We start from the raw sequence: 24,017 nt of genomic DNA on the forward strand, positions 1-24,017 counted from the left end.
CGCCGGCGCTGGCATGATCCCGCTCAGGGATTAACGCAACGTTGATCACAACCTATTGATTTTCATGACTCGGGGTGCCCTTCTGCGTGAAGGCTGAGAAATACCCGTATTACCTGATCTGGATAATGCCAGCGTAGGGAAGTCACGGCCGCCCAGCCGGCGCCGCCTTCTTGAACGCCGGTTGGGAGGAATATGATCGCTCGACCTGATGCACTACCCGGCGCTCGCGCCGCGGCCTGCCTGACCCAATTCCAACAGCGGCCTCCGCTGATCCACTGCCTGACCAACGAAGTGGTGCAATCGCTGACCGCCAACGTGCTGCTGGCGCTCGGCGCCTCCCCGGCGATGGTGGTGGAGCCGCAAGAGGCGGCGCAGTTCAGCGCGCTGGCCGACGGCCTGCTGATCAACGTCGGCACCCTCAATGCGCTGCGCGCCGAATCGATGTGGGCGGCGGTGGCCGCCGCCAATCAGGCCGGCAAGCCCTGGACGCTGGATCCGGTGGCGGTCGGCGCGCTCTCCTACCGCACCGCCTTCGCTAAACAGCTGCTGGACGAGCAACCGGCGGCGATACGCGGCAACGCCTCGGAAATTATGGCGCTCAGCGGGTTGCTGGCCAGCGGCCGCGGCGTGGACAGCGGCGACGATTCCTTGGCGGCATTGCCCGCCGCGCGTGAGCTGGCGCAGCGCAGCGGCGCGGTGGTGGCGGTCACCGGCGCGGTGGATTATGTCACTGACGGCCAACGCGACTGGGCGATCGAAGGCGGCTCCCCGCTGATGACGCGGGTGGTGGGCACCGGCTGCGCGCTGTCGGCGGTGGCGGCGGCGTTTTGCGCCCTGCCGGGCGATCGCCTGGACAACGTGGCGACCGCCTGTCGGGTGATGTCACACTGCGGCGGCCTCGCGGCCAGGCAGGCCGCCGGGCCGGGCAGCTTTACGCCGGCGTTCCTCGATGCCCTGTATCAGCTGCGCGGGGAGGATCTGTGATGAAACGCATTAACGCGCTGACCATCGCCGGCACCGATCCCAGCGGCGGCGCCGGCATTCAGGCCGATTTGAAGGCCTTCTCGGCGCTCGGCGCTTACGGCACCTCGGTGATCACTGCGCTGGTGGCGCAGAATACCCGCGGCGTGCAGTCGGTGTATTACATCGATCCGGCGTTCGTCGCCGCGCAGCTGGACTCGGTGTTCAGCGACGTGCGCATCGACAGCGTCAAGATCGGCATGCTGGCCAACGCCGACATCGTGCAGGCGGTGGCCGAACGCCTGCGCCATTATCGGCCGGAATTTGTGGTGCTGGATACCGTGATGCTGGCGAAAAGCGGCGATCCGTTGCTGGCGCCGGAGGCGGTGGCGTCTATCCGGCGCGAGCTGTTGCCGCTGGTGTCGATCATTACACCGAACCTGCCGGAAGCGGCGGCGCTGCTGGCGTGCGCGCCGGCGGAAGATGAAGCGCAGATGCGCGAGCAGGGGCGGGCGCTGCTGGCGATGGGCTGCCGGGCGGTGCTGATGAAGGGCGGCCACCTGAGCGAAAGCGAGAGCCCGGACTGGCTGTTTACCGCCGAAGGCGAGCAGCGCTTTACCGCGCCGCGCGTCGCCACCCGCCACACCCATGGCACCGGCTGCACGCTCTCGGCCGCGCTGGCGGCGCTGCGCCCGCGCCATGACGACTGGGCGGCCACGGTGGCCGCCGCCAAGGACTACCTGCAACAAGCGCTGCAACAGGCGGATACGCTGGAAGTGGGGCACGGCATTGGGCCGGTGCATCATTTTCACGCCTGGTGGTGAGTCAACTTTTTGCCGCAACCGTGGTCTGACTGGTTCAGGCCCGGTTTTACGGGCGAAACCTGATTTAACCTAGGGAGAAGGACTATGACGGGACACCAGGCGCTGCGTTGCGCCCTCTTCGGCGCACTGCTCAGCTTCAGCGCGGGCAGCTTTGCCCAGCAGATCGTCACCACGTCGGATTTGATTCAGCAGCCGGGGTATCAGGCCAGCTGGCAAAACATGGTCAAAGGCCAGGCGCGGATGCCGGGCTGGGCGCGCAAGGGCGTCGGCACCTCTACGCCGGCGCAGAATCTGAACTGGAAAGGCAAAGAGTATCTGGTCGGCAATCTGTGCAAACCGCACGACTGCGGCAACAACTTTTTGATCGTGGCGTTCAGCGCGGATAAATCCCAGGCCTGGGGCGTGCGGGTCGAGGTGGAAGAGCGGCCGGAAGCCGTCGATCATCCGAAGAAATATGCTAAGTACCAGTGGCTCGGCAAGCCGGATGAAGACATGAAGGCGCTGCTGAAGCAGCAGTTCGAGAACAATCCCGACTGGAAATAATCTGACCGGGGGCGCCGCTGCCGGCGCCCCCGGCGTTGATCAGCCGATGCCGGCCTGATGCAGATCGTGCAGGTTGAGCGCCCCCACCAGCACGCCGTCCATGTTGACCACCGGGGCCGCGCTGATGTGCTGTTCGTGCAGCGCTTCCAGCGCCTCTCCGGCGCGCCACTGCTCCGGCAGCCGATAGCCGGGGCGGGTGATCGCCGGGCTGAGCGGATCCTGCAGGCTATTACCCTTCACCAGCCAGCGGCGCAGGTCGCCGTCGGTAAATACGCCCACCACCCGCTGCTGCGCGTCGCAGACCGCCACCAACCCCAGCCCGGTGCGGCTCAGTTCCAGCATCGCCTCCATCACGTTGGCGCTTTCGCTCACGCGCGGCAGGCGATCGCCGGTGCGCATCAGGTGATGCACGCGGTTCAGCAGGCGCGCCCCCAGGCTGCCGCCCGGGTGCGAGCGGGCGAAGTCTTCCGCGTTGAAACCGCGCTGGCGCATCAGCGCCATCGCCAGAGCGTCGCCCATCATCAGGGTGTTGACCGCGCTGGAGGTCGGCGCCAGCCCCATCGGGCAGGCTTCGCGCTCAACGCCGATATCCAGCACGCAGGCGGCGGCCAGCGCCAGCGGCGACTCTTTGCCGCCGGTGATGGCGATCACCGGAATGCCGTTCTCCGCCAGCAGCGGCAGGATCAGATCCAGCTCTTTGGCGCGGCCGGAGTAGGAGATGAACACCACCACGTCGTCGGCGCCGATCATGCCGAGATCGCCGTGCAGCGCCTCCGCCGGATGCACGAAGAACGACGGCGTGCCGGTGCTGGCCAGCGACGCGGCGATTTTCTTGCCGATATGACCGGACTTGCCGATGCCGGAAATCACCGCTTTGCCGCGGCAGTTCAGCAGCAGGTCGCAGGCGCAGACGAAGTTGTCATCCAGGCGCGCCAGCAGGCGCTGCGCTTCGGTCAGCTCGATCTCCAGCGTTTCGCGGGCAAAGGCGAGCAGGGCGTTGGCGTTACTCATCGGGGTCTCCTACCAGAAGGATATTGATGCCTTTCGCCTGCAGGGCGGCGAGATAATCGGGGTTGATGTCTCGGTCGGTGATCAGCGTGTCGACGGCGCTGAGCTCGCACACCACGTTCGGGCTCTTGCGGCCGAATTTCGAGGAGTCTACCAACAGAATAATGCGGCCGGCGGCTTCGCACATCGCCTTGCTGACGTTGTGCACTTCGTTGAAGGTGGTGACGCCGGCGTTGAGATCGACGCCGTCCGCGCCGATAAACAGCTTGTCGAAGCTGAATTGCTGAAACGCCGATTCCGCCAGGCTGCCGTGGAACGAGGCCGATTTTTTGCGGTAGGTGCCGCCGGGCATCAGGATGGTCTGATCGTTGTCCAGCTCCACCAGCGCGTTGACGATGGTCAGGCTGTTGGTCATCACCGTGATGTTATTGAACTGCGCCAGGTGCGGCACCATCTGCAGCACCGTGCTGCCGGCGTCGAAGATCAGCGAGTCGCCGTCGGCGATCAGCGCCACGGCGGCGCTGGCGATCTGGCGTTTTTTCTCGGTGTTGATATGGGTTTTGCGGTCGATCGGCTGATCGCCGTCGTCGCGGCTGAGCACCACGCCGCCGTAGGTGCGGATCACCTCGCCTTCTTCTTCCAGCAGGGTGAGATCCTTGCGGATGGTGGTGCCGGTGGTGGAGAAATGCTCGGCCAGGGCGTCCACTGCCGTTTTGCCATGCCGCTGCAGATATTCAAGGATAGCGGCCTGCCGCTGCTTTGGTTTCATCGCGATTCCCGTTCACAAGAGTTGGGCATTTCCCCTCGCTGAATAATTCACTATGAAAGGTAATGTCTTTTAATGTGAAAATATCACGATTTGGGTTCAATCGCTAACGATAGTGCAGACTGGCATGCGCGATCCTCGGGGAAGATCACATCCGGGCGCAAATCCCGCTGATGCAATCCGTGTAAATGAGACAGCGGGCGGGGCCGGGCGAAAACGGTCAGGCCGCGCAGCAACAGGCTGCCGCACACCCGCCGATCGGCGTCGAAGGCCAGCGCCAGCACCACCCGCGGGCGGAAACGGCCGCCGGAACGGCCGACGCCGACGGCGCCCAGCCGGCATAAACCGTCGAAGGCGCGGTTGAAGCGCTGCAGTTGCCACCAGCCGAAGGCGATTTGCAGCAGCCAGGCCAGCAGCGCGAAGGCGATCAGAGCTTGTGTCATGGGGGTTCTCCTTACGCCCCCTTCCATGGAAGGGGGCGCCGGTGGCGTCAGAACATTACCTGGCCGCCGGTGATGTTGATCGATTGGCCGGTGCAGTAAGAGGCCTTATCGCTGGCGTAGAACAGCAGGGTGTTCAGCACATCCTGGTAGTCGCAGCCGCGCTTCAGCGGCACCTTGTCGATGTAGTACTGCTCCACCTGATCCGGCGCGATGCCCAGTTTTTGCGCGTACTGCGGCAGCAGCGACTGGAACATCGGCGACTTCAGCAGGTTGCCGAGCATCAGCGAATGCACGGTGATGCCGTACTCCGCCAGATCGAGCGCCAGCGACTGCGTCAGCCCCACGCCGCCGAACTTGGCGGCGCTGTAGCCGGAGTTGTGCTTGCTGCCGACCTTGCCTGACTTGGAGTTGATCTGGATGATGCGCCCGGCGATGCCGTCGCGGATCATCAGGCGCGAGAACTCGCGGGCGCAGAGGAAATAGCCCACCAGGTTCACCTGCAGCGAGCGGTCGAAGTCGCCCAGCGGGAAATCGGTAATTGGCGCCGCCTTGGCGATGCCGGCGCTGTACACCAGCAGGTTGGCCTGGCCGAACGCCCGGTCAACCGCCGCCGCCAGCGCGATCACGCTCTGCTCGTCGGTGGCGTCGGCCTGAAAACCGCAGGCGCTGCCTGTGCCGTACTCTTCGTTGATCTGCTGTGCCACCAGACTGGCGTTGTCGGCGTTCAGATCGGCCACCGCCACCCGATAGCCGGCCTGCGCCAGCCCGTGGCTCAAAAAGGCGCCTAACGTTTGGCCGCCGCCAATCACTACAGCTACTTCAGACATGGTCTACTCCTTATGCGATAAATGACAGCGTGCTGCCCAACGGGATATCGGTCGGCGTCGGGCCGGAAACGTGGATCGAGCCGGGAAATTCGGCTTCGGCTTCGCCGTCGAAGCGCACGGTGATATGGCCCAGCTCGCGCAGATTCTGCGTGGCGACGCTGCCGACGGCGGTGATGGCGTAGCGCTGCTGCGCCAGTTCCATCACGCCGCCGACCTGCAGCTCGCCGGCGGTTGCGCCGTGGCGGTGGATGAAGCAGAACTCTTCGATATCCGCCGGGGCGCCTTCACGGAAGGTGATCAGCATGTTGTCCAGCAACGCGTCGCGGGCGCAGCCGCCGATCTGCGTGATGGTGGTGTGAAAAATGGTGTGCATAAACGTCTCCCTGGGGATCACATTATTGATAAATGAAGGCCGAGGCGGCCCAGGCGATCAGAACCGTCGGCGCGCCGGTCAGGAAGCGGCCGACCAGCACTGAAGGCACGCCGACCCGCACGGTGTCCTGTTTGGCTTCCGCCAGCGACAGGCCGACCGGAATAAAGTCGCAGGCGGCCTGCGCGTTAATGGCGAACAGCGCGGGCAGCGCCAGCTGCGGCGGAATATGGCCAAGGCCGATCTGCACCCCGACCAGCACGCCGATCACCTGGGCGATGACCGCGCCGGGGCCGAGGAACGGCGACAGCAGCGGGAATGAACAGATCAGCGCCAGCGTCACCAGGCCGATCGGGCTGTTGGCCAGCGGCGTCAGGCCGTGAGCGATAAAGTCCCCGAGGCCGGAGGCCATGATGATGCCGATCAAGGCCGAGACGAACGCCATAAACGGCAGGATGGTCTTCAGCACGGTGTCGATGGTGTCGCGCCCGGCCTGGAAAAATACCGCCACCACCGATCCCATGCCCATGCCGACTTTCGCCAGCAGCCCGTCGCTTTGCTCGGTGATCTTTTTGCTGGTGTCGTAGTCGCGCGCCTTGGGCGGCGCTGCATCGGCGGCGGCGGGTTGGCTATCTGCCGCCTCGATTCGGCTGATGTTGTGGTCGCGCACGCCGGAGACATAGATGTCTTCGAGGATAAACTGCGCCAGCGGGCCGGACTGGCCGGTGGCATGGATGTTGACCGTCGGAATGCGGCGTTTCGGGTACAGGCCGCAGCGCAGGGTGCCGCCGCAGTCGATCACCGCCACGCCGATCTCTTCCGCCGGCGGCTCGCCCTCTTTGAAACCGTCGACGGCCGGCCAGCCGGTCAATTCGCTGAGGCGATCGACGATGGAAGGCCGGGTGCCGGCGGTGATGTACACCACTTTTTTGCCGGGTTCGATCGGCAGTTCCAAAGGGCCGCCCCAGCCGCTGGCGCCTTTTTCAATACGGATATAAGCACTCATGCTGCACTCCACGAATTAAAGTTGCACCTGGCGATCCAGACGGATGTCCATCTTGCGTTCGAACAGGCTGGTGGTCAGATCGGTGACCCAGCCGCGGAAGAAGTTGGTGAACAGCCCCACCAGGAAATAGCTCACCGCCAGCGGGCCGAGCGGCAGGCCGAGGGTGGTCAGGCCGCTGGCGATGCCGAGGTAAACGAACAGCTCGCCGGGGTTGATGTGTGGAAACAGGCCGTTCATCGAGTGGCAGCTGTAGGAGGCCGCCGCGTAGTAGCTCGGCTTGTATTTCTCCGGCATGAAACGCCCCAGGCTGAGGGTCATCGGGTTGCAGAAGACAAAGGTGCCGATCAGCGGCAGCAGCAGATAACGCGAGACGGGGTTGCCCGCGCAGCGCTGCGCCAATCGTTCGATACGTTCCTGGCCAACAAATTTGATCAGCGCGTTCATGATAACCAACAGGCTGATCAACAAAGGCAAAATGCCGGTCACCATGCCGACAAACACTTCACCGCCTTTCTGAAACAGGCCGATAAACCACTCGGCGCCGTGGGTGATTAGCTCAATCATTATGTTCTCCTGTAATGGACTGTTATGGCCTGGAGCGAACGGCGGCTCTGTCGCCATGGGCCTTACAGTAGTCACTTTGTTGGGCTATTTGTTTTAAATAGATCACAATTTGAAAGATAAATATTTTATTTTGAAAGTTTAAAGTGAAAGAAAGAGAAGGTTGGCAGCGTCGGGTTAAGGGGAACGGGCACAAAAAAGCCCGGCGAACCGGGCTTTGGGACAGGCGGTCCGTCACATCAGGCGATGGTGACCTTCTTGTCCAGATAGGCATCTTGCACGGCGTTGATCAGCGCCACGCCGTCTTTCATCGATTTCTTGAAGGCTTTACGCCCCAGGATCAGGCCCATGCCGCCGGCGCGTTTGTTGATCACCGCGGTGCGCACCGATTCCTGCAGATCGTTCTCACCGGCGGCGCCGCCGGAGTTGATCAGCCCGGCGCGGCCCATGTAGCAGTTGGCCAGCTGGTAGCGCACCAGATCGATCGGGTGATCGGTGGTCAGCTTGGTGTAGACGCGGTCGTCGGTATAGCCGAATTTCACCGCACGGTAGCCGCCGTTGTTTTCCGCCATTTTCTGTTTGACGATGTCGGCGCCGATGGTGGCGGCGATGTGGTTGGCCTGGCCGGTCAGATCGGCGCTGGAGTGGTAGTCCACGCCGTCCTTGTTGAACGCCGGGTTGCGCAGATAGGCCCACAGCACGGTGACCATCCCCAGCTCATGCGCGCGCTCGAAGGCGATCGAGATCTCTTCGATCTGGCGGCGCGACTGCTCGGAGCCGAAGTAAATAGTGGCGCCGACCGCCACTGCCCCCATGTTGAACGCCTGCTCGACGCTGGCGTACAGGGTCTGGTCGTACTGGGTCGGGTAGCTCAGCGTTTCGTTGTGGTTGAGTTTGACCAGGAACGGAATTTTATGCGCATAGCGGCGCGATACCGACGCCAGCACGCCGTAGGTGGAGGCGACGCAGTTACAGCCGGCTTCAATCGCCAGCTCGACGATGTTCTTCGGATCGAAATACAGCGGGTTGGCGGCGAACGAGGCGGCGGCGGAGTGCTCGATGCCCTGGTCGACCGGCAGGATAGACAGATAACCGGTGCCGCCCAGGCGGCCGTGGTTGAACAGGGTTTGCATCGAACGCAGCACGCTGTTGGGGCGGTTGTTATCGATCATTACGCGGTCGACGAAGTCGGCGCCCGGCAGGTAGAGATTCTCGGCGGGGATAGTGGCACAGCGGTGTTGCAGCAGATCTTCCGCTTCCTTTCCTAGCAACTGCACAATATCAGTCATGATTCACTCCCGATTAAGCTTCTTCATACACCGGCAATGCAAGGGTTTTTGACCACCGGCGCAGTAAAAAGCGGTGATTGAAGCTGTAAAGCGATGCTACCGAACTTGCTCCGGCAAGGACAAACAATAGATGCGATTGAGAGGAAATGCCATTTGCGTGGCCAAATACGCGGGGGCGATCGCCCCCGGCGCGCTAAGCGATTGATTATTCGATCTCGAACCACGCGGTATTCTGTTGGGCGATCGGGGTGATGGAGTAGATCATCTCCTGCAGATGATCGTGGATGGCGCGCTCCGCCGCCTCGGCATCGCGCGCTTTCAGCGCTTCGTAGATGCGGTAGTGCTGCTTGATCAGGCTCTCCGGCGGCGAGACTTCGCTCAGGCTGAGGAAACGCACCCGATCCATGGTGGCCTTGATGGTTTCGATGGTCTCCCACGCCAGCGGGCAGTCGGCAAACTGGGTCAGCAGCTGGTGGAACTCGTCGTCCAGCGCCAAAAATTCGCGCGTTTGCCCGTTCTGCGCCGCCAGCTCTTGACGGTGCAGGTTATGCTCCAGCGTCATCAGCTGCGCCGGAGTGGCGCGCTCGGCCGCGCGGCGCACGATGGCGCATTCCACCGCCTGACGGATAAAGCGCCCGTCGGCCACGCGCTTGGCGGAAATCTTCATCACAAAGGTGCCGCGCTGCGGCAGGATCTGCACCAGGCCGGCCTCCGCCAGCTTGATGAAGGCTTCGCGCACCGGCTGGCGCGAAACGCAAAAGCGAGTGGAGATCTCTTTCTCGGACAGCAGGGTGCCGGGGGGGATGGTGCAGTCGACGATATCTTTGCGCAGGAAGCGATAGATCTGCTGGTTGACCGGGACGTTGTTGGTGAGACTGTACGTTTCAGACATGGCGACAATCAGGCATCTGGCTGGAATTCGAATGCCACCATACTAGCAGATTATTGGTTGAGGGCGGGGGGATAAATCCACCCGCCAGGCAGGGGAACTCAGTGATGCCAATCCTGATATTCCTGCTTGCGCCGCTCTGGCGCGGTTTCCGGCATCAGGCTCAGGCCGAGGGCCGACACCACGCCCAGCACCATCATGTAACCGGCCAGCCCGTAGTAATGGCCGCCGGTCACCTGCAGGATCTTCACCGCCAGCAGCCCAAGAATGCCGCTGCCGATCAGCGAGCCGATCTGCCAGATCAGCGCGATGCCGCTGCAGCGCACGCGGGTGGGGAACAGCTCCGGGAAGTAGGAGGCCTGCGGCGCGTAGCACATGCTGTGGCCGAAGGTCAGCACCACGATCATGGCGATCTGCGTCACCCAGAAATTATCGAGGTTGATCGCCATAAAGAACGGCACGATGCACACCACCTGCAGCAGCGCGCCGGCGATGTAAACCGGTTTGCGCCCCAGCCGATCGGAGAGGCGGCCCATCAGCGGAATGGCGAAAATCTCCAGCAGCACCGCCACGATCATCGCCTCCAGCAAAATGCTTTCGTTGAGGTGGTTGGCCTTACCGTAGGCCAGCACGATCACGGTGAACATGGCGAAGGCGCAGGCTTCGATCAGCTTGGCGCACACCCCTTTGGCGATAAGGCCGGGGTAGCGGCGGGCCACTTCCACCACCGGCCGGCTCTCCACCGCTTTGGTGGCGCGGATTTGGGCAAACACCGGCGACTCGTCGATCTTCAGGCGAATAAACAGCCCGACCAGCACCAGCAGCAGGCTGAGCAGGAACGGAATGCGCCAGCCCCAGTCCAGCATCTGCGCCGGCGACAGCACGGCGGTCAGCAGCGCGAACAGCCCGGACGGCAGCAGGAAACCGGCAGGCGCGCCGATCTGCACCCAACTGGCGTAGAAACCGCGCCGCGGCGGCGGCGCGTATTCGGCGGTCATCAGCACCGCGCCGGCCTGTTCGCCGCCGACGCCGAAGCCCTGCAGCACGCGGATAAAGATCAGCGCGATCGGCGCCCAGATGCCGACCTGCTCATAGGTAGGCAGCAGGCCGATGCAAAAGGTGCCGAGGCCGACGATCAGGATGGTGATCACCAGCGCCTTCTTGCGGCCGACTTTGTCGCCGATATGGCCGAACACGATGCCGCCCAGCGGGCGCGCCAGGAAACCGACCGCGTAGGTGGCGAAGGCCGCCAGCGTGCTGATCAGCGGATCGGCGCTGGGGAAAAACAGCTGGCCGAAGAACAGCACCGCAGCGGTGCCGTAGGCGAAGAAATCATAGTATTCGGCGGCGGTGCCGATGGCCGACGCGCTGGCGACGCGCCGCAGCAGCGGTTGATTGCCGGTATTGACGGCATTATGCGTGGTGACGGTCATCGGAAACCTCCCGGTCGGTAAACGGCAGAGCGGCGACGGCGGCTTTGGCCCCCAGGCTCAGCAGTTGGTGATAAGCGTGGCTGACGGCGTGGACGAAGTCAGGCGAATCGGGCAGATCGCGGCCGAAGACGCTGTCGAGTTGCAGCAGCGCCAGAACGCGGGGCCGGCCTTCCTCGCTGCCGGCGACCAACGCGGCGAGGCGTTCGCGCAGCGGATCGCTGATGGCGATCGGCGCGCCTTGCTCATCGCGGCCGCCGACGTAGCGCATCCAGCCGGCGACGCCCAGCGCCAGGCAGTCGAAGCGGCTGCCGCGCGCCAGATGCCAGCGGATCGCGTCCAGCAGCCGTTGCGGCAGCTTTTGCGTGCCGTCCATGGCGATCTGCGCGGTGCGGTGCTTCAGCGCGCGGTTGCGGTAACGCTGCAGCAGCGAGTCGGCATACTGCGCCAAATCGACGTTCGGCACCTGCAGGGTCGGCGCCTGTTCCGCCAGCATCAGGTGACGGGCGGCGCGGACAAAATCCGCATCCTGCATGCAGTCGCCGATGTGCTGATAACCGGCCAGGTAGCCGAGGTAGGCGAGAAACGAATGGCTGCCGTTCAGCATGCGCAGCTTCATCTCCTCGTACGGCAGCACGTCGCTCACCAGTTCGGCGCCGACCTTGTCCCAGGCCGGGCGCCCCTGGGGAAATCGGTCCTCAATGACCCACTGGCTGAACGGCTCGCAGGCCACGCCGACCTCATCTTCGACGCCGCCCAGCCAGGTGCGCAGTTGCCGGCGAGTCTCCGGCGTTACCGCCGGCACGATGCGATCCACCATGGTGGAAGGGAAGGCGACCTCTTGACGCACCCAGTCGGCCAGCGCCGGATCCTGCCGCTGCGCCAGTTCGACCAGCACCTGGCGCGTGACCCGACCGTTGGCCGGCATGTTATCGCAGGACATCACGGCGAACGGCGGCAGCCCGCGTTCACGGCGCAGGCGCAGCGCCGCCAGCAGCAGCCCCGGCGCCGACTGCGGCCGTGCCGGGTGGGCGATATCATGCGCGATCGCCGGGTGTTCCGCCATCAGCCGGCCGCTGGCGGGGTGGTGGCAATAGCCCTTTTCGCTGATGGTCAGCGAGACGATGGCGATCTCGGGCTGCGTCAGGGCCGCCAGCACCGCCGCCAGCCCGTCGGTTTGCAGGTGCAGCGCCTGGCGCACCACGCCGATGACCCGGCCCCGCCAGCCGTCGTCGTCCATCTCCGCCACCGAGAACAGCAGGTCTTGTTGCCGTAGATCGGCGATCTTTTGCCGGCCGTGCTGCATGCTGATTTCGCAGTAGCCCCAGTCACTGCCGTGCTCGCTGGCCAGCCTGTCGGCGTACATCGCCTGGTGCGCGCGGTGAAACGCGCCGAAGCCGATATGCGCCATGCGCGGTTTCACGCGCTCACGTGCGTAGCCGGGCCGGATAACGGCGGCCGGCAGCGCGCTGTGGTCGGAAAGTCTCATGTTCAATGTCCCTGGAGAGGTAAGCAAAGGGGCGAAGCCGCCCCGTCTGGCGTTAGGGTTTTAAGATTTGCACGCCCGCCGTTGCGCGCGGCGCCTTGATCACCAGCAGCACCAGCAGCGCGCCCAGCGCGGCGACGCCGCCCGCCAGCATAAAGGCGCTGTCGAATTTGCCGGTGTTCTGCACGATGTAGCCGGTGGCGATCGGCCCGATGATGCCGGAGACGCTGCCGATCAAATGAATGAACCCGCTGGCGCCGCCGACCCGGGATTTATGCACCACGTCCTGGATGATCGCCCAGTAGAGAGCGCCGGTAATGTAGAGGAAGAAGATCGACACCGACATCAGCATCACCGCCGGCACCACGCTGCTGACGGTGCCCGCCAACGCCACGCACACCGCCGCCGCCAGCAGGCTGGTGACCAGCACGATCTTGCGCGACAGCAGCAATTTACCGGTGATGTTGAAGATCTTGTCGGAAATATAGCCGCCGAGCGCCAGCCCGACGAAGCCGACGATCCACGGGATCATCGTGGTCAGGCTCATCTCTTTGATGTTCAGGTTGTGCGCCTGCACCAGATACGAGGGGAACCAGCTCAGGAAGAAGAACAGGATGTAGTTGTAGCAGAAGAAGGCGAAGGCGGTGACCAGAATGATCGGCTGCTTCAGGTAGTAACCCAGCCCGTGCGGGGCGTCGCTCAAGGCGCTTTCCTCACCGAGATTTTCCTGTTTCAACCGTGCGATCAGCGCCCGTTCTTCGTTGCTGACGCGTTGGCTTTTCGCCGGGTTATCCGCCACCACGAAGAACCACACCAGCATCCAGACGATGCCGATGGCGCAGATGATCATAAACGCCGGCCGCCAGCCGAACGCCAGCGCCAGATAGCCGACGATCGGCCCGGCCACCGCGCCGCCCAACGGCGAACCGGCGCTGAGTAGGCCCACGGCGGTCGCCGCCTGTTTCTTCGGGAACCAGCCGTTGATCATCTTGTTGGCCGAGGCGCAGATCGGCCCTTCGGCCATGCCGAACAGGACGCGCAGGATCAGCATTGAGTAAAAACCGGTGGCGATCGCCGTCATGCCGCAGAAGATGGACCACAGGCCGACCGCCACGCCCAGCACCAACGTCGGGCCGAAGCGGTCGACCGCCAGCCCGCCGACGAAGTTGAAAATGGCGTAGCCGAAGAAGAAGCTGCCGAAGATCAGACCGAACTGTTCGGCGTTCAGCATCAGATCCTGTTCGATCATTGGCACGGTGATCGACAGCGCCACGCGGTCGAGGTAGTTGATCATGTAGACCATGAACAGCAGGAACACGATGGTCCAACGCAGGTTTTTAAACATAAAGCGCTCCACTGGGTGTCGTTTTAATCGTGATGCTTCATTGTTTGCACGGGCGGCGGGCGCCGCCCAATGCCCCGATGCCGCCTTGGCGTTACTCGAACTGCAGCAGCACCTTGCAGCAGGTGCGCTGATCCCGCTCGAACATCTGCATCGCCCGTTCGACGTCGTCGGCGGGCACGCAGTGGGTGAGCAACCGCTGCGGGTCCAGCTTGCCGTCCGCCATCCAGGCGATCACCTGCGGAAAGCGCGCGCTGTTCAGGCGCGAGGAGAAGATCGACAGCTCCTTGCTGGTGATGCTCTGCTGGGTCAGGGTGCAGGCGTCGCCGGAAAAGCCCATGATGCCGATGCGCGCCGCCGGCGAAGCCAGCGCGATCGCCTCCGGTAAAATGGCGGGGTGGCAGGCGGCATCGACGATCAGCGTCGGCTGAACGCCGCGCTGCTGCAGCGCCTGCGGCAATGCGGTCTCGGCGTTGTTGAACACTTCATCAGCACCGTTGGCGCGCGCCATCTCCAGCCGCTCGGCGATGCGATCGACGACCCACACCTGCCTGACGCCGTACACCCCTTTCAGCGTCTGGATCACCGTGAGCCCCATCGGCCCGGCGCCGTAGATCAGCGCGATGTCGTCGGGGCGCGGTTGCAGATGGGCGGTAATGTTGGCGGCGATGCTGAAGGGTTCGATCATCGCGGCGTGGCGATCGCTGATGGCCGGCGGAACCGGATAGGCGTTGCGCGCCGGCACGCAGGCATAGTCGCTGAAGCCGCCGTCGCGGTGCACGCCGATCACCTGCAGCGAGGTGCAGACGTTGGGGCGGCCGACCGAACAGGGATAGCAGTGGCCGCAGCTCACCACCGGGTCTACCGAGACGCGTTCGCCGAGGCGCGCCGGATCGACGCCTTCGCCCAGCGCATCGATCAGGCCGAAGAACTCGTGGCCGATCACACGCGGATAGCGGGCGAACGGGTTATGGCCGTGATAGATATGGACGTCGGAGCCGCAGATGCCGGCGAATTTCACCTTGACCCGCACCTCGCCGGCCGCCGGCTGCGGCAGCGCGCGCGTCTGCAGCGCCAGGCGCCCGGGCTGTTCGATCACGACGCTGCGCATGGTGTTTACCAGTTCCATAAGGTGCCATCCTCCAGACGCGCGACCGGCAGGTGGGCCGGTTCATAGGGGTAACGGGCCGCCAGCTTCTCATCAAACTCGATGCCGATGCCCGGCTTGTCGCCCGGATGCATATAGCCGTCGTCGAACGTCCAGCTGTGCGGGAACACCTCGAGCATTTGCTCGGAATAGCCCATGTATTCCTGCACGCCGAAGTTCGGCACCCACAGATCGAAGTGCAGCGCCGCCGCCATGCAGATCGGCGACAGATCGGAAGGGCCGTGTGAACCGGTGCGCACCTGATACAGCGAGGCGAAGTCGGCGATGCGCCGCATGCCGGTAATGCCGCCCGCGTGCGTCAGGGTGGTGCGGATGTAGTCGATCAGCTGTTCTTCGATCAGCTGTTTGCAGTCCCAGATGCTGTTGAACACCTCGCCGACAGCGATCGGTGTGACGGTATGCTGGCGGATCAGGCGGAAACAGGCCTGATTTTCCGCCGGCGTCGGATCTTCCATCCAGAACAGGCGATACGGTTCGGCGCTTTTACCGAAGCGCGCCGCTTCAATTGGCGTCAGGCGGTGGTGCATGTCGTGCAGCAGGTGCTCGTTGAAACCGAACTTGTTGCGCACCGCGTCGAACAGTTTGGGGGTGAAGTCGAGGTATTTTTCCGTCGACCACAGCTGCTCTTCCGGCCACTCGCCCTTGGTGGCCGGCTCATAAGCCTGGCCTTTGCCCTTGGCCATGCCGTAGGTGGTTTTCATGCCCGGCACGCCGCATTGAACGCGGATCGCCTTGAAGCCTTGCTCTTTATGTTTGGCGTAGTCGTCGAGCACTTCGTCGATCGAGTGGCCGGTGGTATGGCAATACACCATCACTCCCGAGCGCGAGGCACCGCCCAACAGCTGATACAGCGGCATGTTGGCGGCCTTGGCCTTGATGTCCCACAGCGCCATGTCGACGGCGGAAATGGCGGACATGGTCACCGGGCCGCGCCGCCAGTAAGCGCCTTTGTAGAAGAATTGCCAGAGGTCTTCGATCCGCTGCGCGTCGCGGCCGATCAACTGCGGGCAGAGGTGATCTTTCAGGTAAGAGGCCACCGGCAATTCGCGCCCGTTCAGCGTGGCGTCACCGAGGCCGATGATGCCGTCATCGGTGGTGATTTTCAGCGTGACAAAGTTGCGCCCTGGGCAGGTGACGAACACCTCGGCGTTGACGATTTTCATAACCTTCACATCCTGTAGCTGTGGAGAGATAGCGCGAAAATACGTCATGAACTAACTACCATACAAGTATGAATTGATGAATTTGCCGGAGAGGATCACATTTGATCGTGCGCGGAAGGCGGGTGAGCAGAGGGGAAGAAGCGGGGCGCAGCGGCTGCGCCCGACAAGATCAGCCCAGCAGGGCGCAGTTAGGCGGCAGGCGGCATTCGATGGCCTGCGGCAACACTTCGATGCGGAAATGGCGGCCTTTGAGCGGTTCGCCGTCGAGGTTGAAAGTCATCTCATGCGGCGCGTCGATCTCGAGCCACGGCAGCGCCGCGCTGAGGATGCTGTTGCTCTCTTCGTCGTTGAACAGGGCGGCGACCAGCGCCGGCAGCAGTTCATCGGCGATCAGCAGGCGCAGCTGCAACTGCCCGTCGTTAATCAGCGCGTTGGGGCACAGTTCCTGGCCGCCGCCGGCCTGTTTGCCGTTGCCGATGCCGATCACCAGCGCTTCGCCGGCCCAGCGGAAGTCCGGCCCGCGGATTTCACAGCGGTCGGCCTGCAGCGTATCCATGCGCAGCAAGCCGTGAACGAAGTAGGACACGCCGCCCAACGCCGCTTTCAGCTTCTCCGGCGTTTCAGTGGTGATACGGGTGCCGAAGCCGCCGGTGGCCATGTTGATGAAGTAGCGCTCGCCGTTGACCTTCGCCAGATCGATCGGCACTGAACGGCCCTTGATCGCCAGCTGCAGCGCCTGCTCGGGCGAGAGGGGAATGTTGCAGGCCATGGCGAAGTCGTTGGCGGTGCCGAGCGGCAGGATGCCCAGCGCCGGCCGGTTGTGCGCCGGCAGCTGCACCAGCGCGGCGGCCACTTCGTTGATGGTGCCGTCACCGCCGCCGGCGACGACGGTGCCGACGCCGAGCTGCGCGGCTTCCCCGACATAGCGCGCGGCATCGCCGTGCTCCCAGGTGACGCGCACGTGCAACGTTATCTGTTCTTTGCGCAGCCGGTTGACCGCCTGACGCAGCTCTTCGTTACCGGCGCCTTTGCCGTTGATGATAAGCAGGGCGGACGCATGTGAGTGTTGAGGCATTGCCGATATCCTCCGGCGGAAAACCAAGAATGCCTCAAGATAAACCAGCTGCCGCCACCAGGCCATCAGAATATTCAGCTAATTCCGGTTATTTCCCGGCGCTCAGTGAATATGAAGCAATGCGAATTTATCTGAATTTTACGCAGAAATAAGCGAAGTGTTAAAGAAGCGAGGATTAATCGCTGTAGCGTTATTTATATATCGAAGCGGCGTGATTATTATTATTAAAACGGATAACGGGAATAAGTTATGGAAATAGGCATGGTGGAAAAAAATAGGCGCACCCATAAAGAAAAAGCCAGCCCAAGGGAGATTGGGCCGGCTAAGGAGGTGGTTCCTAGTATTGCTATGCAAATATTTTCGTTGTTCGTTTTAAGCAGCGTGATAGTAACCAAGCTGCGCGCGCATTGATGTGATCCAATTCTAATATTTGCTAAAAATCGCCGCCGAATGACGGCGATTCATTTTTATGCCCCGGCGCTATTTTCTTCCGCCAAATTGCGGATCAGCAACGCATAATTGAGATCGATATCCTGCGGGATCGGCAAATAAACGATATGGCCGTTGCCCGGCGCCACCTCAATCGATTCGCCTTTCTTATTTTGCATGCTCTCGAGGGTGAACACCACGTTGCCGCCCGGCGTCATCATTTCGACGCTGTCGCCGAGCGCGAACTTATTCTTCACGTCGACTTCCGCCCAGCCATCACGGCGCACGCCGGTGAATTCGCCGACGAACTGCTGGCGCTCGGAGAGCGAGGAGCCGTAGTCGTAATTCTGCTGCGCTTCGTGCACGTGGCGGCGCAGGAAGCCCTCGGTATAGCCGCGGTGCGCCAGGCCTTCCAGCGTGGTGAGCAGGGTCGGATCGAACGGTTTGCCGGCGGCCGCGTCGTCGATGGCGCGGCGATAGACCTGAGCGGTGCGGGCGCAGTAGTAGAACGACTTGGTGCGCCCTTCGATCTTCAGCGAATGCACGCCGAGCTGCGTCAGACGCTCCACGTGCTGGATGGCGCGCAGATCCTTGGAGTTCATGATATAGGTGCCGTGTTCGTCCTCGAAGGCGCTCATATATTCGCCTGGCTTTTGCGCTTCAGACAGCATGAACACCTTGTCGGTCGGCGCGCCGATGCCCAGCGTCGGCTCGACGGTTTGCACCGGGATCGGTTCGTGCAGGTGCACGATATTGCCGGTGTCGTCCTCTTTGCCTTCCTCCGCTTTGTACTGCCAGCGGCAGGCATTGGTGCAGGTGCCCTGATTGGGGTCGCGCTTGTTGATGTAGCCGGACAGCAGGCAGCGGCCGGAGTAGGCCATGCACAGCGCGCCGTGGACGAAGATCTCCAGCTCCATGTCCGGCACTTCGGCGCGGATCTCGGCGATCTCTTCCAGCGACAGTTCGCGCGACAGGATCACGCGGGTCAGGCCCATTTGTTTCCAGAATTTCACCGTCGCCCAGTTAACGGCGTTGGCCTGCACCGACAGGTGGATGTCCATCTGCGGGAAGGCTTCGCGCACCATCATGATAAGGCCGGGATCGGACATGATCAGCGCATCCGGGCCCATATCGATAACCGGCTTCAGATCGCGCAGGAAGGTTTTCAACTTGGCGTTGTGCGGGGCGATGTTCACCACCACGTAGAACTTTTTGCCCAGCGCATGCGCTTCGTTGATACCCTGCGCCAGATTCTCGTGGTTGAACTCGTTGTTGCGCACCCGCAGGCTGTAGCGCGGCTGGCCGGCGTAAACCGCATCGGCGCCGTAGGCGAAGGCGTAACGCATATTTTTCAGCGTGCCGGCCGGGGAGAGAAGTTCTGGTGTAAACATAGTGTGTCTCGGTCTGATTTCAGGTCAGCACCACGCCACCTGATGGCGCAGTAAAAGCGGGGGATTGTAGCCGCAGCGCGGCAAGAAATCAGCAGTTAACCGGATTTATTCAAGGGAGATTGATCCCGGTCAAACGGAAAACGCGCGGTGGCCGCCACCGCGCGGGCGAAACGGGGGATCAGGCGCTCAAATCGCGGATATCGGTGGTCGGGCCGTTTTTTATCACCGACTGGATACCGTTTTTGGCCGCGCTTTCGGAGCTGTACATTTCGCTGACGCCGATCACCTGATGGTTCTTGGCCTTCAGCACAAAGTAGGGCTGATTGCTGGCGCTGTGCTTCAGTTCGTACTGCGCTTCGTGCGGTGAATTGGTCTGCACCGAGGCGATGCCGTTCTCCGCCGAGGCTTTGCTGGCATACATCTCGCTGGCCAGAATGATCTCGCCGTTACTGGCTTTCAGGTTGAAGTGGTACTGTCCGTTCTTTGCTTTTTTCAGCTCGTAATGACCGATTGCCATGGTTCTTCTCCTGTAGGTTCCGATTCGTGATGTAAGTGTAGCCAATCGCTTGAAAATCGGCGGCTAAACCTCACAGCAGCTTAGTTGAAAAAATGCGCAGTTTTTTTGCGCCGGCGCGGAGTTTTCGCCCGAGAGGCACAGCGCCGCACGGGAAGCTAAGGGAGAAGGCGTGATTGCGCAGTGCGCCGCATAACGAGGGGAACAGGGTGTCACCCCGTGAGATTGTGCGTTACTGTTTGGCCGTTTCGTCAATGTGGATGAAAAATGAGCGATACATCTTGGCATCGACACGCTACAGGCATATGCTTTGGCCTATGCCTGCTGTGGAGGTGTCGAGATGGAAAGGATCGCAAAGCTGTTTAAAAACGGCAGAAATCAGGCGGTGAGGTTACCGGTGGAATTTGAATTTGATACGGATCGTGTCTATATCCGTCGCGATCGGGAGGGCAACGTGATTTTATCCAAATATCCGGCAAAGCCGGACAGCTGGGCACCGCTGCTGAACATTATCGCCCAAACGCCGGTGCCGCAAGAGTTTCTTGGCGCGGAAGATCGTCAGCAAGGGGTTGCAGACCGCGATCCCTTCTCAGAGGAAGAGTAGGCGATGTACATGTTTGATACCAACACCGTCAGCCACTTGTTTCGGCAGCATCCGCAGGTGCTTAACGTTATGGAAAAGCTCCCGCCTTCTGCCGTATGTATTTCCAGCGTCACGGAGGCGGAACTGCGTTACGGTGTGGCTAAACGGCGGAGCAAGGCGTTGCAAAGCATGGTCGAGGCCTTTCTTGCTGCGGTGACGGTCTATGCATGGGATAGCGAGGCCGCCCGCTGCTACGGTGAAATGCGGGCAAACATGGAGAGAAAGGGCAAAATCCTGGGCGCGATGGATCAACTGATCGCCGCTCACGCGCAGAGCCGTGGCGCGACGCTGGTGACCAACGATCGCGCATTCGCCATGGTGCCCGGGTTGGCGGTTGAAGACTGGACGCGCTGATTTCCCCCTAAACCCCATTCATCAGCCGGCAGGGCTCGGCTTCCCAGCGGTAGCCCACGCCGTATACCGAGCGGATAAAGGATTTTTCCCCATCGATCAGTTCCAGCTTGCGGCGCAGGTTTTTGATGTGGCTGTCGATGGTGCGGTCGGTGACCACCCGGTAGTCGTCGTACAGGTTGTTCAGCAGCTGCTCGCGTGAAAACACGTTGCCCGGCTGGCTGGCCAGCGTTTTCAGCAGGCGGAACTCCGCCGGCGTCAGATCCAGCAACTGCCCCTGATAGCTGGCCTGGAAGCGCGGTTCATCGATATGCAGCAGGTCATCTTCCCGCGCGTTCTCCTGCGGCCGATAGCTGCGGCGCAGGATGGTTTTCACCCGCGCCACCACTTCGCGCGGGCTGTAGGGTTTGCAGATGTAATCGTCGGCGCCGATCTCCAGCCCCAACAGGCGGTCAATCTCTTCAATTTTCGCCGTCACCATCACGATGGGCACGTCGCTGAAGCGGCGCAGCTCGCGGCACACCGTCAGCCCATCGGCCCCCGGCAACATCAGATCGAGCAAGATCAGCGCCGGCGGATGCTGGTGCACGGTCGGCACCACCTCATTGCCGTTGGTCAGCCAGCGGGTGGCGTAGCCCGCCGCCTGGAGATAATCCACCAGCAGCTGGCCCAGCTTGGGCTCATCTTCAACAATCATGATCTGCACGGGTTGATTCTGAATGTCCATCAGGGCGCCTTATTTTTTATCGGGGTAGCAAATTCTACTGTAATGCGCACGCCGCCTAAAGGCGAATGCTCGGCGCGGATTTTCCCGTCGTGCGCTTCCACGATGTTGTGGCAGATCGCCAACCCCAGCCCGGAACCGCCGCTGGCGCGGTTGCGTGAACCTTCCGCCCGGTAGAAACGTTCGAAAATGCGCGTCAGTTGCTGATCGCTGATGCCCGGCGCGCTGTCCTGCCAGTAAAGAAGCAGCCGCCCCGGCTGCAGTTCGACGCCGATCTCCAACCGGCCGCCGGCGTCGGTGTAACGCAGGCTGTTTTCCAGCAGGTTATTGAACAGTTGGTTCAGGCGATCGGGATCGCCGAACAGCGGCGCCTGGGCCGGCAGATGGGTGACGATCTCCAGCCCTTTGGCGCGGAAGCGTTCGCGAAAGGCGGCGACGGCGATCTGCACCAGGTGCACGCAGTCCACCGACGCCTTGCGGTAGGCCAGCGCGCCGAGATCGGAGAGCGACAGCTGGTGCAGGTCGTCGACCAGCTTGGTCAGGGTGGATACCTCGGCCTGCAGCGAACTGAGCGACGCCGACGTCGGCTGGCGCACGCCGTCCTGCAGCGCCTCCAGTTCGCCGCGCAGCACCGCCAGCGGCGTGCGCAGCTCGTGCGACACGTCGGCCATAAAGGCGCGGCGCATCTGCTCGTTTTTTTCCAGCGAGGTGGCCAACTGATTGAAGTCGTGCGCCAGCCTGCCCAGTTCATCCTGGCTGCTGACCGCCACGCGGGTGGTGAAATCGCCGGCCGCCAGGCGGTGGGTGCCCGCCACCAGGCGCTTGACCGGGGCCAGCATGCCGCGCGACAGCAGCCAGGTCACCGCCGCCGCCAACAGGGTGGAGAGCGCGACGATAATCCAGCTGGTGCGCCGCTGCTGGCGATCGAAGTTGATGTCGGTATTGCGCGTCAGGCGCTCGACCGGGGTGGTGAGCACCCAGCCGACGATCTCGTTGTTGTAGCGGATCGGGTGGCGTGGCCCCTCCTTCGGCAAGGGGCCCGAATGCCCGACCAAGCGGTTGAACTGGCTGTCCACCACCCAAAACTGGGTGCGCCACCCCTTGGGCGGCAGATTGTGGCTGCTGTCGCTATTCTGCTCGAACGAACGCATGATCTGGTAGACCACCTGATCGTTGTTGCGCAGGAATATCCAGTTGCCATGATGGCTGTACTGTTCCTCCAGCGCTTCGCTCAGCATGTTGATGCGCTGCTCGTTGCTGCTCTTGATGTAATCGATAAAGCCGCGCTCAAAGCTGACGCGCACCCCCCAATGCATGGTGATCAACACCAGCATGCAGGTAGCGAAAATGGCCAGGAACAGTTTTCCGGTAATGCCTATCCTCATTGCAACCTCGTTGAGCCGGTACCCGGCTCTTTGGTCAGCGTGCGGTTGGGCGCGCTATCGGCCGGCACGCGCGCGAAGGCCAGCGCGGGCAGAGCGATAATCAACGCCATACAGCCGTAGCTGTAAATAAATGCGCTGTGGATGGCCGGGCTATCGGCCACCACCTGGTGATGGGCGAAGCTGCCGATCAAAATGCCGGCGACGCTGACGCCGAGGCTCATCGACAGCTGCATGACCATCGACAGCAGGCTGTTGCCGCTGCTGGCCAGCCGGTCCGGCAGATCTTTCAGCGTCAGGGTGTTCATCGCCGAGAAGCGCAGTGAGTTGATCATCCCCTGGAAGAACAGCACCACCGGCAGCAGCCACAGCCAGCCGAGCATCGCCGCCAGCAGGAAGCTCAGGCTGACCAGCGCCAGCAGCAGCGTGGCGGCCACCAGCACGTTGCGGTAGCCGAAGCGGTTGACTACCTGCACCACGATGCGCTTCATGCCCATGCTGCCGATGATCATCGGGATCATCATCAGCCCGGCGTGAAACGGCGAGAAACCCATGCCCACCTGCAGGAACAGCGGCGTCATGAACGGCAGCATGCCGCTGCCGATGCGCCCCAGCAGGCTGGCCAGCAGCCCGATTTTGTAGGTCGGGGTGCGCAGCAGCCGCAGCGAGAACAGGGCGCGGCTATTGCCGTAGGCATGCCAAACATACCCTAACAGCGCCGCTGCGCCCAGCGCCACCAGGCCGGCGATGGCGCCGCCGGACAGCCCCATGCCTTTATGGCCGTCGAGCGCCAGCGTCAGCGACGCCATGCCGATCGCCAGCAGGATAAAGCCGCTGAGATCGAAGCGGCGGGTCTGCATTTGGTAGTTGGGCATCAGCAGCAGCGTGGCGATGGCGCCCACGATGCCCACCGGAATATTGATCAGGAAAATCCAGTGCCAACTGGCGTATTGCACCAGGAAACCGCCGAGCGCCGGCCCCATCAGCGGGCCGATCTGGCCCGGCAGCGTCACGAAGGTCATCGCCGCCATGTACTGCTCGCGCGGCACGATCTTCATCACCGTCAGGCGCCCGACCGGCACCATCATCGCGCCGCCGACGCCCTGAATCACGCGCGAGGCGATCAGCTCGTTCAGGGTTTCCGAGCGGGCGCAGAGGAGGGAGCCGAGGGTAAACAGCACGATGGCGCTGAAAAACACTCGCTGTACGCCGACCTTGTCCGCCAGCCAGCCGCTGGCCGGCAGCGTCACCGCTACCGTCAGCACATAGGAGACGATCACCGACTGCATGCGCAGCGGGTTCTCCCCCAGGCTGGCGGCCATCGAGGGCAGGGCGGTGTTGACGATAGTGGTATCCAGCGTCTGCATAAAGAAGCCGAATGCCACTATCCAGAGTTGCCAGCGTACGGTGGCGGCGTGTTTCATCAGCATCGG

25 protein-coding genes and 1 riboswitch are annotated in these 24,017 nt (G+C 62.6%); of the genes, 5 read left to right on the forward strand and 20 right to left on the reverse strand.

Annotated features, from left to right (window positions below; translation table 11 throughout):
• Positions 1–60: 60 nt before the first annotated feature.
• Positions 61–157, forward strand: a riboswitch (TPP riboswitch).
• Between the two features lie 35 nt (positions 158–192).
• From thiM to JL05_RS10440, 3 genes are all read left to right on the forward strand, one after another.
• The gene (thiM, locus tag JL05_RS10430; protein WP_033632364.1) at positions 193–984 is read left to right on the forward strand and encodes a hydroxyethylthiazole kinase; all 792 of its coding nucleotides are present in this window, start codon (positions 193–195) and stop codon (positions 982–984) included.
• A complete protein-coding gene (gene thiD, locus JL05_RS10435) occupies positions 984–1,784 on the forward strand; it encodes a bifunctional hydroxymethylpyrimidine kinase/phosphomethylpyrimidine kinase (RefSeq protein ID WP_033632365.1) in 801 nt (266 codons plus the stop codon). Before thiM ends, thiD begins: the two co-directional genes overlap by 1 nt.
• A gap of 84 nt (positions 1,785–1,868) precedes the next feature.
• Positions 1,869–2,327, forward strand: coding sequence for an inhibitor of vertebrate lysozyme family protein (locus JL05_RS10440; RefSeq protein ID WP_033632367.1), 459 nt, complete (start codon positions 1,869–1,871; stop codon positions 2,325–2,327).
• Between the two features lie 39 nt (positions 2,328–2,366).
• On the opposite strand, the gene gutQ is transcribed toward JL05_RS10440, so the two are convergent.
• From gutQ to JL05_RS10525, 17 genes are all read right to left on the reverse strand, one after another.
• Positions 2,367–3,338 (reverse strand): arabinose-5-phosphate isomerase GutQ, encoded by a 972-nt coding sequence (gutQ, locus tag JL05_RS10445; RefSeq protein ID WP_033632368.1) that lies wholly within the window; start codon positions 3,336–3,338, stop codon positions 2,367–2,369.
• Positions 3,331–4,104: a glucitol operon DNA-binding transcriptional repressor SrlR gene (gene srlR / locus JL05_RS10450; protein WP_015378752.1), complete on the reverse strand. Its 774-nt coding sequence runs from the start codon at positions 4,102–4,104 to the stop codon at positions 3,331–3,333. Before srlR ends, gutQ begins: the two co-directional genes overlap by 8 nt.
• An 83-nt stretch (positions 4,105–4,187) precedes the next feature.
• Positions 4,188–4,544: a transcriptional regulator GutM gene (gene gutM / locus JL05_RS10455; protein ID WP_033632369.1), complete on the reverse strand. Its 357-nt coding sequence runs from the start codon at positions 4,542–4,544 to the stop codon at positions 4,188–4,190.
• 47 nt (positions 4,545–4,591) lie between these two features.
• Positions 4,592–5,371: a sorbitol-6-phosphate dehydrogenase gene (gene srlD / locus JL05_RS10460; protein WP_015378751.1), complete on the reverse strand. Its 780-nt coding sequence runs from the start codon at positions 5,369–5,371 to the stop codon at positions 4,592–4,594.
• A 10-nt stretch (positions 5,372–5,381) separates the two neighbouring features.
• Positions 5,382–5,744 (reverse strand): PTS glucitol/sorbitol transporter subunit IIA, encoded by a 363-nt coding sequence (gene srlB / locus JL05_RS10465; protein ID WP_004941520.1) that lies wholly within the window; start codon positions 5,742–5,744, stop codon positions 5,382–5,384.
• Positions 5,745–5,766: 22 nt separating this feature from the next.
• Entirely contained in the window at positions 5,767–6,747 is a 981-nt protein-coding gene (gene srlE, locus JL05_RS10470; RefSeq protein WP_033632370.1) for a PTS glucitol/sorbitol transporter subunit IIB, read from the reverse strand.
• A 15-nt stretch (positions 6,748–6,762) separates the two neighbouring features.
• Positions 6,763–7,311: a PTS glucitol/sorbitol transporter subunit IIC gene (srlA, locus tag JL05_RS10475; RefSeq protein WP_033632371.1), complete on the reverse strand. Its 549-nt coding sequence runs from the start codon at positions 7,309–7,311 to the stop codon at positions 6,763–6,765.
• A 236-nt stretch (positions 7,312–7,547) separates the two neighbouring features.
• Complete coding sequence (gene fbaB / locus JL05_RS10480; RefSeq protein WP_033632372.1) at positions 7,548–8,597, reverse strand: class I fructose-bisphosphate aldolase; 1,050 nt, start codon at positions 8,595–8,597, stop codon at positions 7,548–7,550.
• A gap of 205 nt (positions 8,598–8,802) precedes the next feature.
• Positions 8,803–9,489 carry a GntR family transcriptional regulator gene (locus JL05_RS10485; RefSeq protein WP_004941533.1) on the reverse strand — a complete coding sequence of 229 codons (687 nt, stop codon included), beginning with the start codon at positions 9,487–9,489 and terminating at the stop codon, positions 8,803–8,805.
• A 98-nt stretch (positions 9,490–9,587) separates the two neighbouring features.
• Positions 9,588–10,919 (reverse strand): MFS transporter, encoded by a 1,332-nt coding sequence (locus JL05_RS10490; RefSeq protein WP_033632373.1) that lies wholly within the window; start codon positions 10,917–10,919, stop codon positions 9,588–9,590.
• On the reverse strand, positions 10,900–12,405 hold the full coding sequence (locus JL05_RS10495; protein ID WP_033632375.1) for a mannitol dehydrogenase family protein: 1,506 nt from the start codon (positions 12,403–12,405) through the stop codon (positions 10,900–10,902). The genes JL05_RS10490 and JL05_RS10495 overlap by 20 nt, the downstream gene beginning before the upstream one ends.
• Positions 12,406–12,457: 52 nt before the next feature.
• Positions 12,458–13,747 carry an MFS transporter gene (locus JL05_RS10500; RefSeq protein ID WP_015378745.1) on the reverse strand — a complete coding sequence of 430 codons (1,290 nt, stop codon included), beginning with the start codon at positions 13,745–13,747 and terminating at the stop codon, positions 12,458–12,460.
• Between the two features lie 91 nt (positions 13,748–13,838).
• A complete protein-coding gene (locus JL05_RS10505) occupies positions 13,839–14,855 on the reverse strand; it encodes a Zn-dependent oxidoreductase (RefSeq protein ID WP_162180465.1) in 1,017 nt (338 codons plus the stop codon).
• A gap of 5 nt (positions 14,856–14,860) precedes the next feature.
• Entirely contained in the window at positions 14,861–16,075 is a 1,215-nt protein-coding gene (manD, locus tag JL05_RS10510) for a D-mannonate dehydratase ManD (protein ID WP_033632379.1), read from the reverse strand.
• A 169-nt stretch (positions 16,076–16,244) separates the two neighbouring features.
• Positions 16,245–17,150 (reverse strand): lipid kinase YegS, encoded by a 906-nt coding sequence (yegS, locus tag JL05_RS10515; RefSeq protein WP_033632380.1) that lies wholly within the window; start codon positions 17,148–17,150, stop codon positions 16,245–16,247.
• A gap of 467 nt (positions 17,151–17,617) precedes the next feature.
• On the reverse strand, positions 17,618–18,970 hold the full coding sequence (trhP, locus tag JL05_RS10520; protein ID WP_004941558.1) for a prephenate-dependent tRNA uridine(34) hydroxylase TrhP: 1,353 nt from the start codon (positions 18,968–18,970) through the stop codon (positions 17,618–17,620).
• A gap of 178 nt (positions 18,971–19,148) precedes the next feature.
• A complete protein-coding gene (locus JL05_RS10525; RefSeq protein WP_004941561.1) occupies positions 19,149–19,487 on the reverse strand; it encodes a YegP family protein in 339 nt (112 codons plus the stop codon).
• 337 nt (positions 19,488–19,824) lie between these two features.
• Between JL05_RS10525 and JL05_RS10530 the strand changes: the two genes are divergently transcribed.
• Both JL05_RS10530 and JL05_RS10535 read left to right on the forward strand, forming a co-directional pair.
• Complete coding sequence (locus JL05_RS10530) at positions 19,825–20,088, forward strand: antitoxin (RefSeq protein ID WP_033632381.1); 264 nt, start codon at positions 19,825–19,827, stop codon at positions 20,086–20,088.
• A 3-nt stretch (positions 20,089–20,091) separates the two neighbouring features.
• Positions 20,092–20,481: a type II toxin-antitoxin system VapC family toxin gene (locus JL05_RS10535; RefSeq protein ID WP_033632382.1), complete on the forward strand. Its 390-nt coding sequence runs from the start codon at positions 20,092–20,094 to the stop codon at positions 20,479–20,481.
• Between the two features lie 7 nt (positions 20,482–20,488).
• On the opposite strand, the gene baeR is transcribed toward JL05_RS10535, so the two are convergent.
• Genes baeR through mdtD form a run of 3 tightly spaced genes read right to left on the reverse strand, consistent with a single transcriptional unit; the run spans position 20,489 to position 24,014 of the window.
• Positions 20,489–21,205, reverse strand: coding sequence for an envelope stress response regulator BaeR (baeR, locus tag JL05_RS10540; RefSeq protein ID WP_004941568.1), 717 nt, complete (start codon positions 21,203–21,205; stop codon positions 20,489–20,491).
• A complete protein-coding gene (gene baeS / locus JL05_RS10545; protein WP_033632383.1) occupies positions 21,205–22,587 on the reverse strand; it encodes an envelope stress sensor histidine kinase BaeS in 1,383 nt (460 codons plus the stop codon). The genes baeR and baeS overlap by 1 nt, the downstream gene beginning before the upstream one ends.
• Positions 22,584–24,014 (reverse strand): multidrug transporter subunit MdtD, encoded by a 1,431-nt coding sequence (gene mdtD, locus JL05_RS10550; RefSeq protein ID WP_033632384.1) that lies wholly within the window; start codon positions 24,012–24,014, stop codon positions 22,584–22,586. Before mdtD ends, baeS begins: the two co-directional genes overlap by 4 nt.
• Between the last annotated feature and the right edge of the window lie 3 nt (positions 24,015–24,017).

The sequence above is a fragment of the Serratia nematodiphila DZ0503SBS1 genome, from assembly GCF_000738675.1.
Classification (GTDB): domain Bacteria; phylum Pseudomonadota; class Gammaproteobacteria; order Enterobacterales; family Enterobacteriaceae; genus Serratia; species Serratia nematodiphila.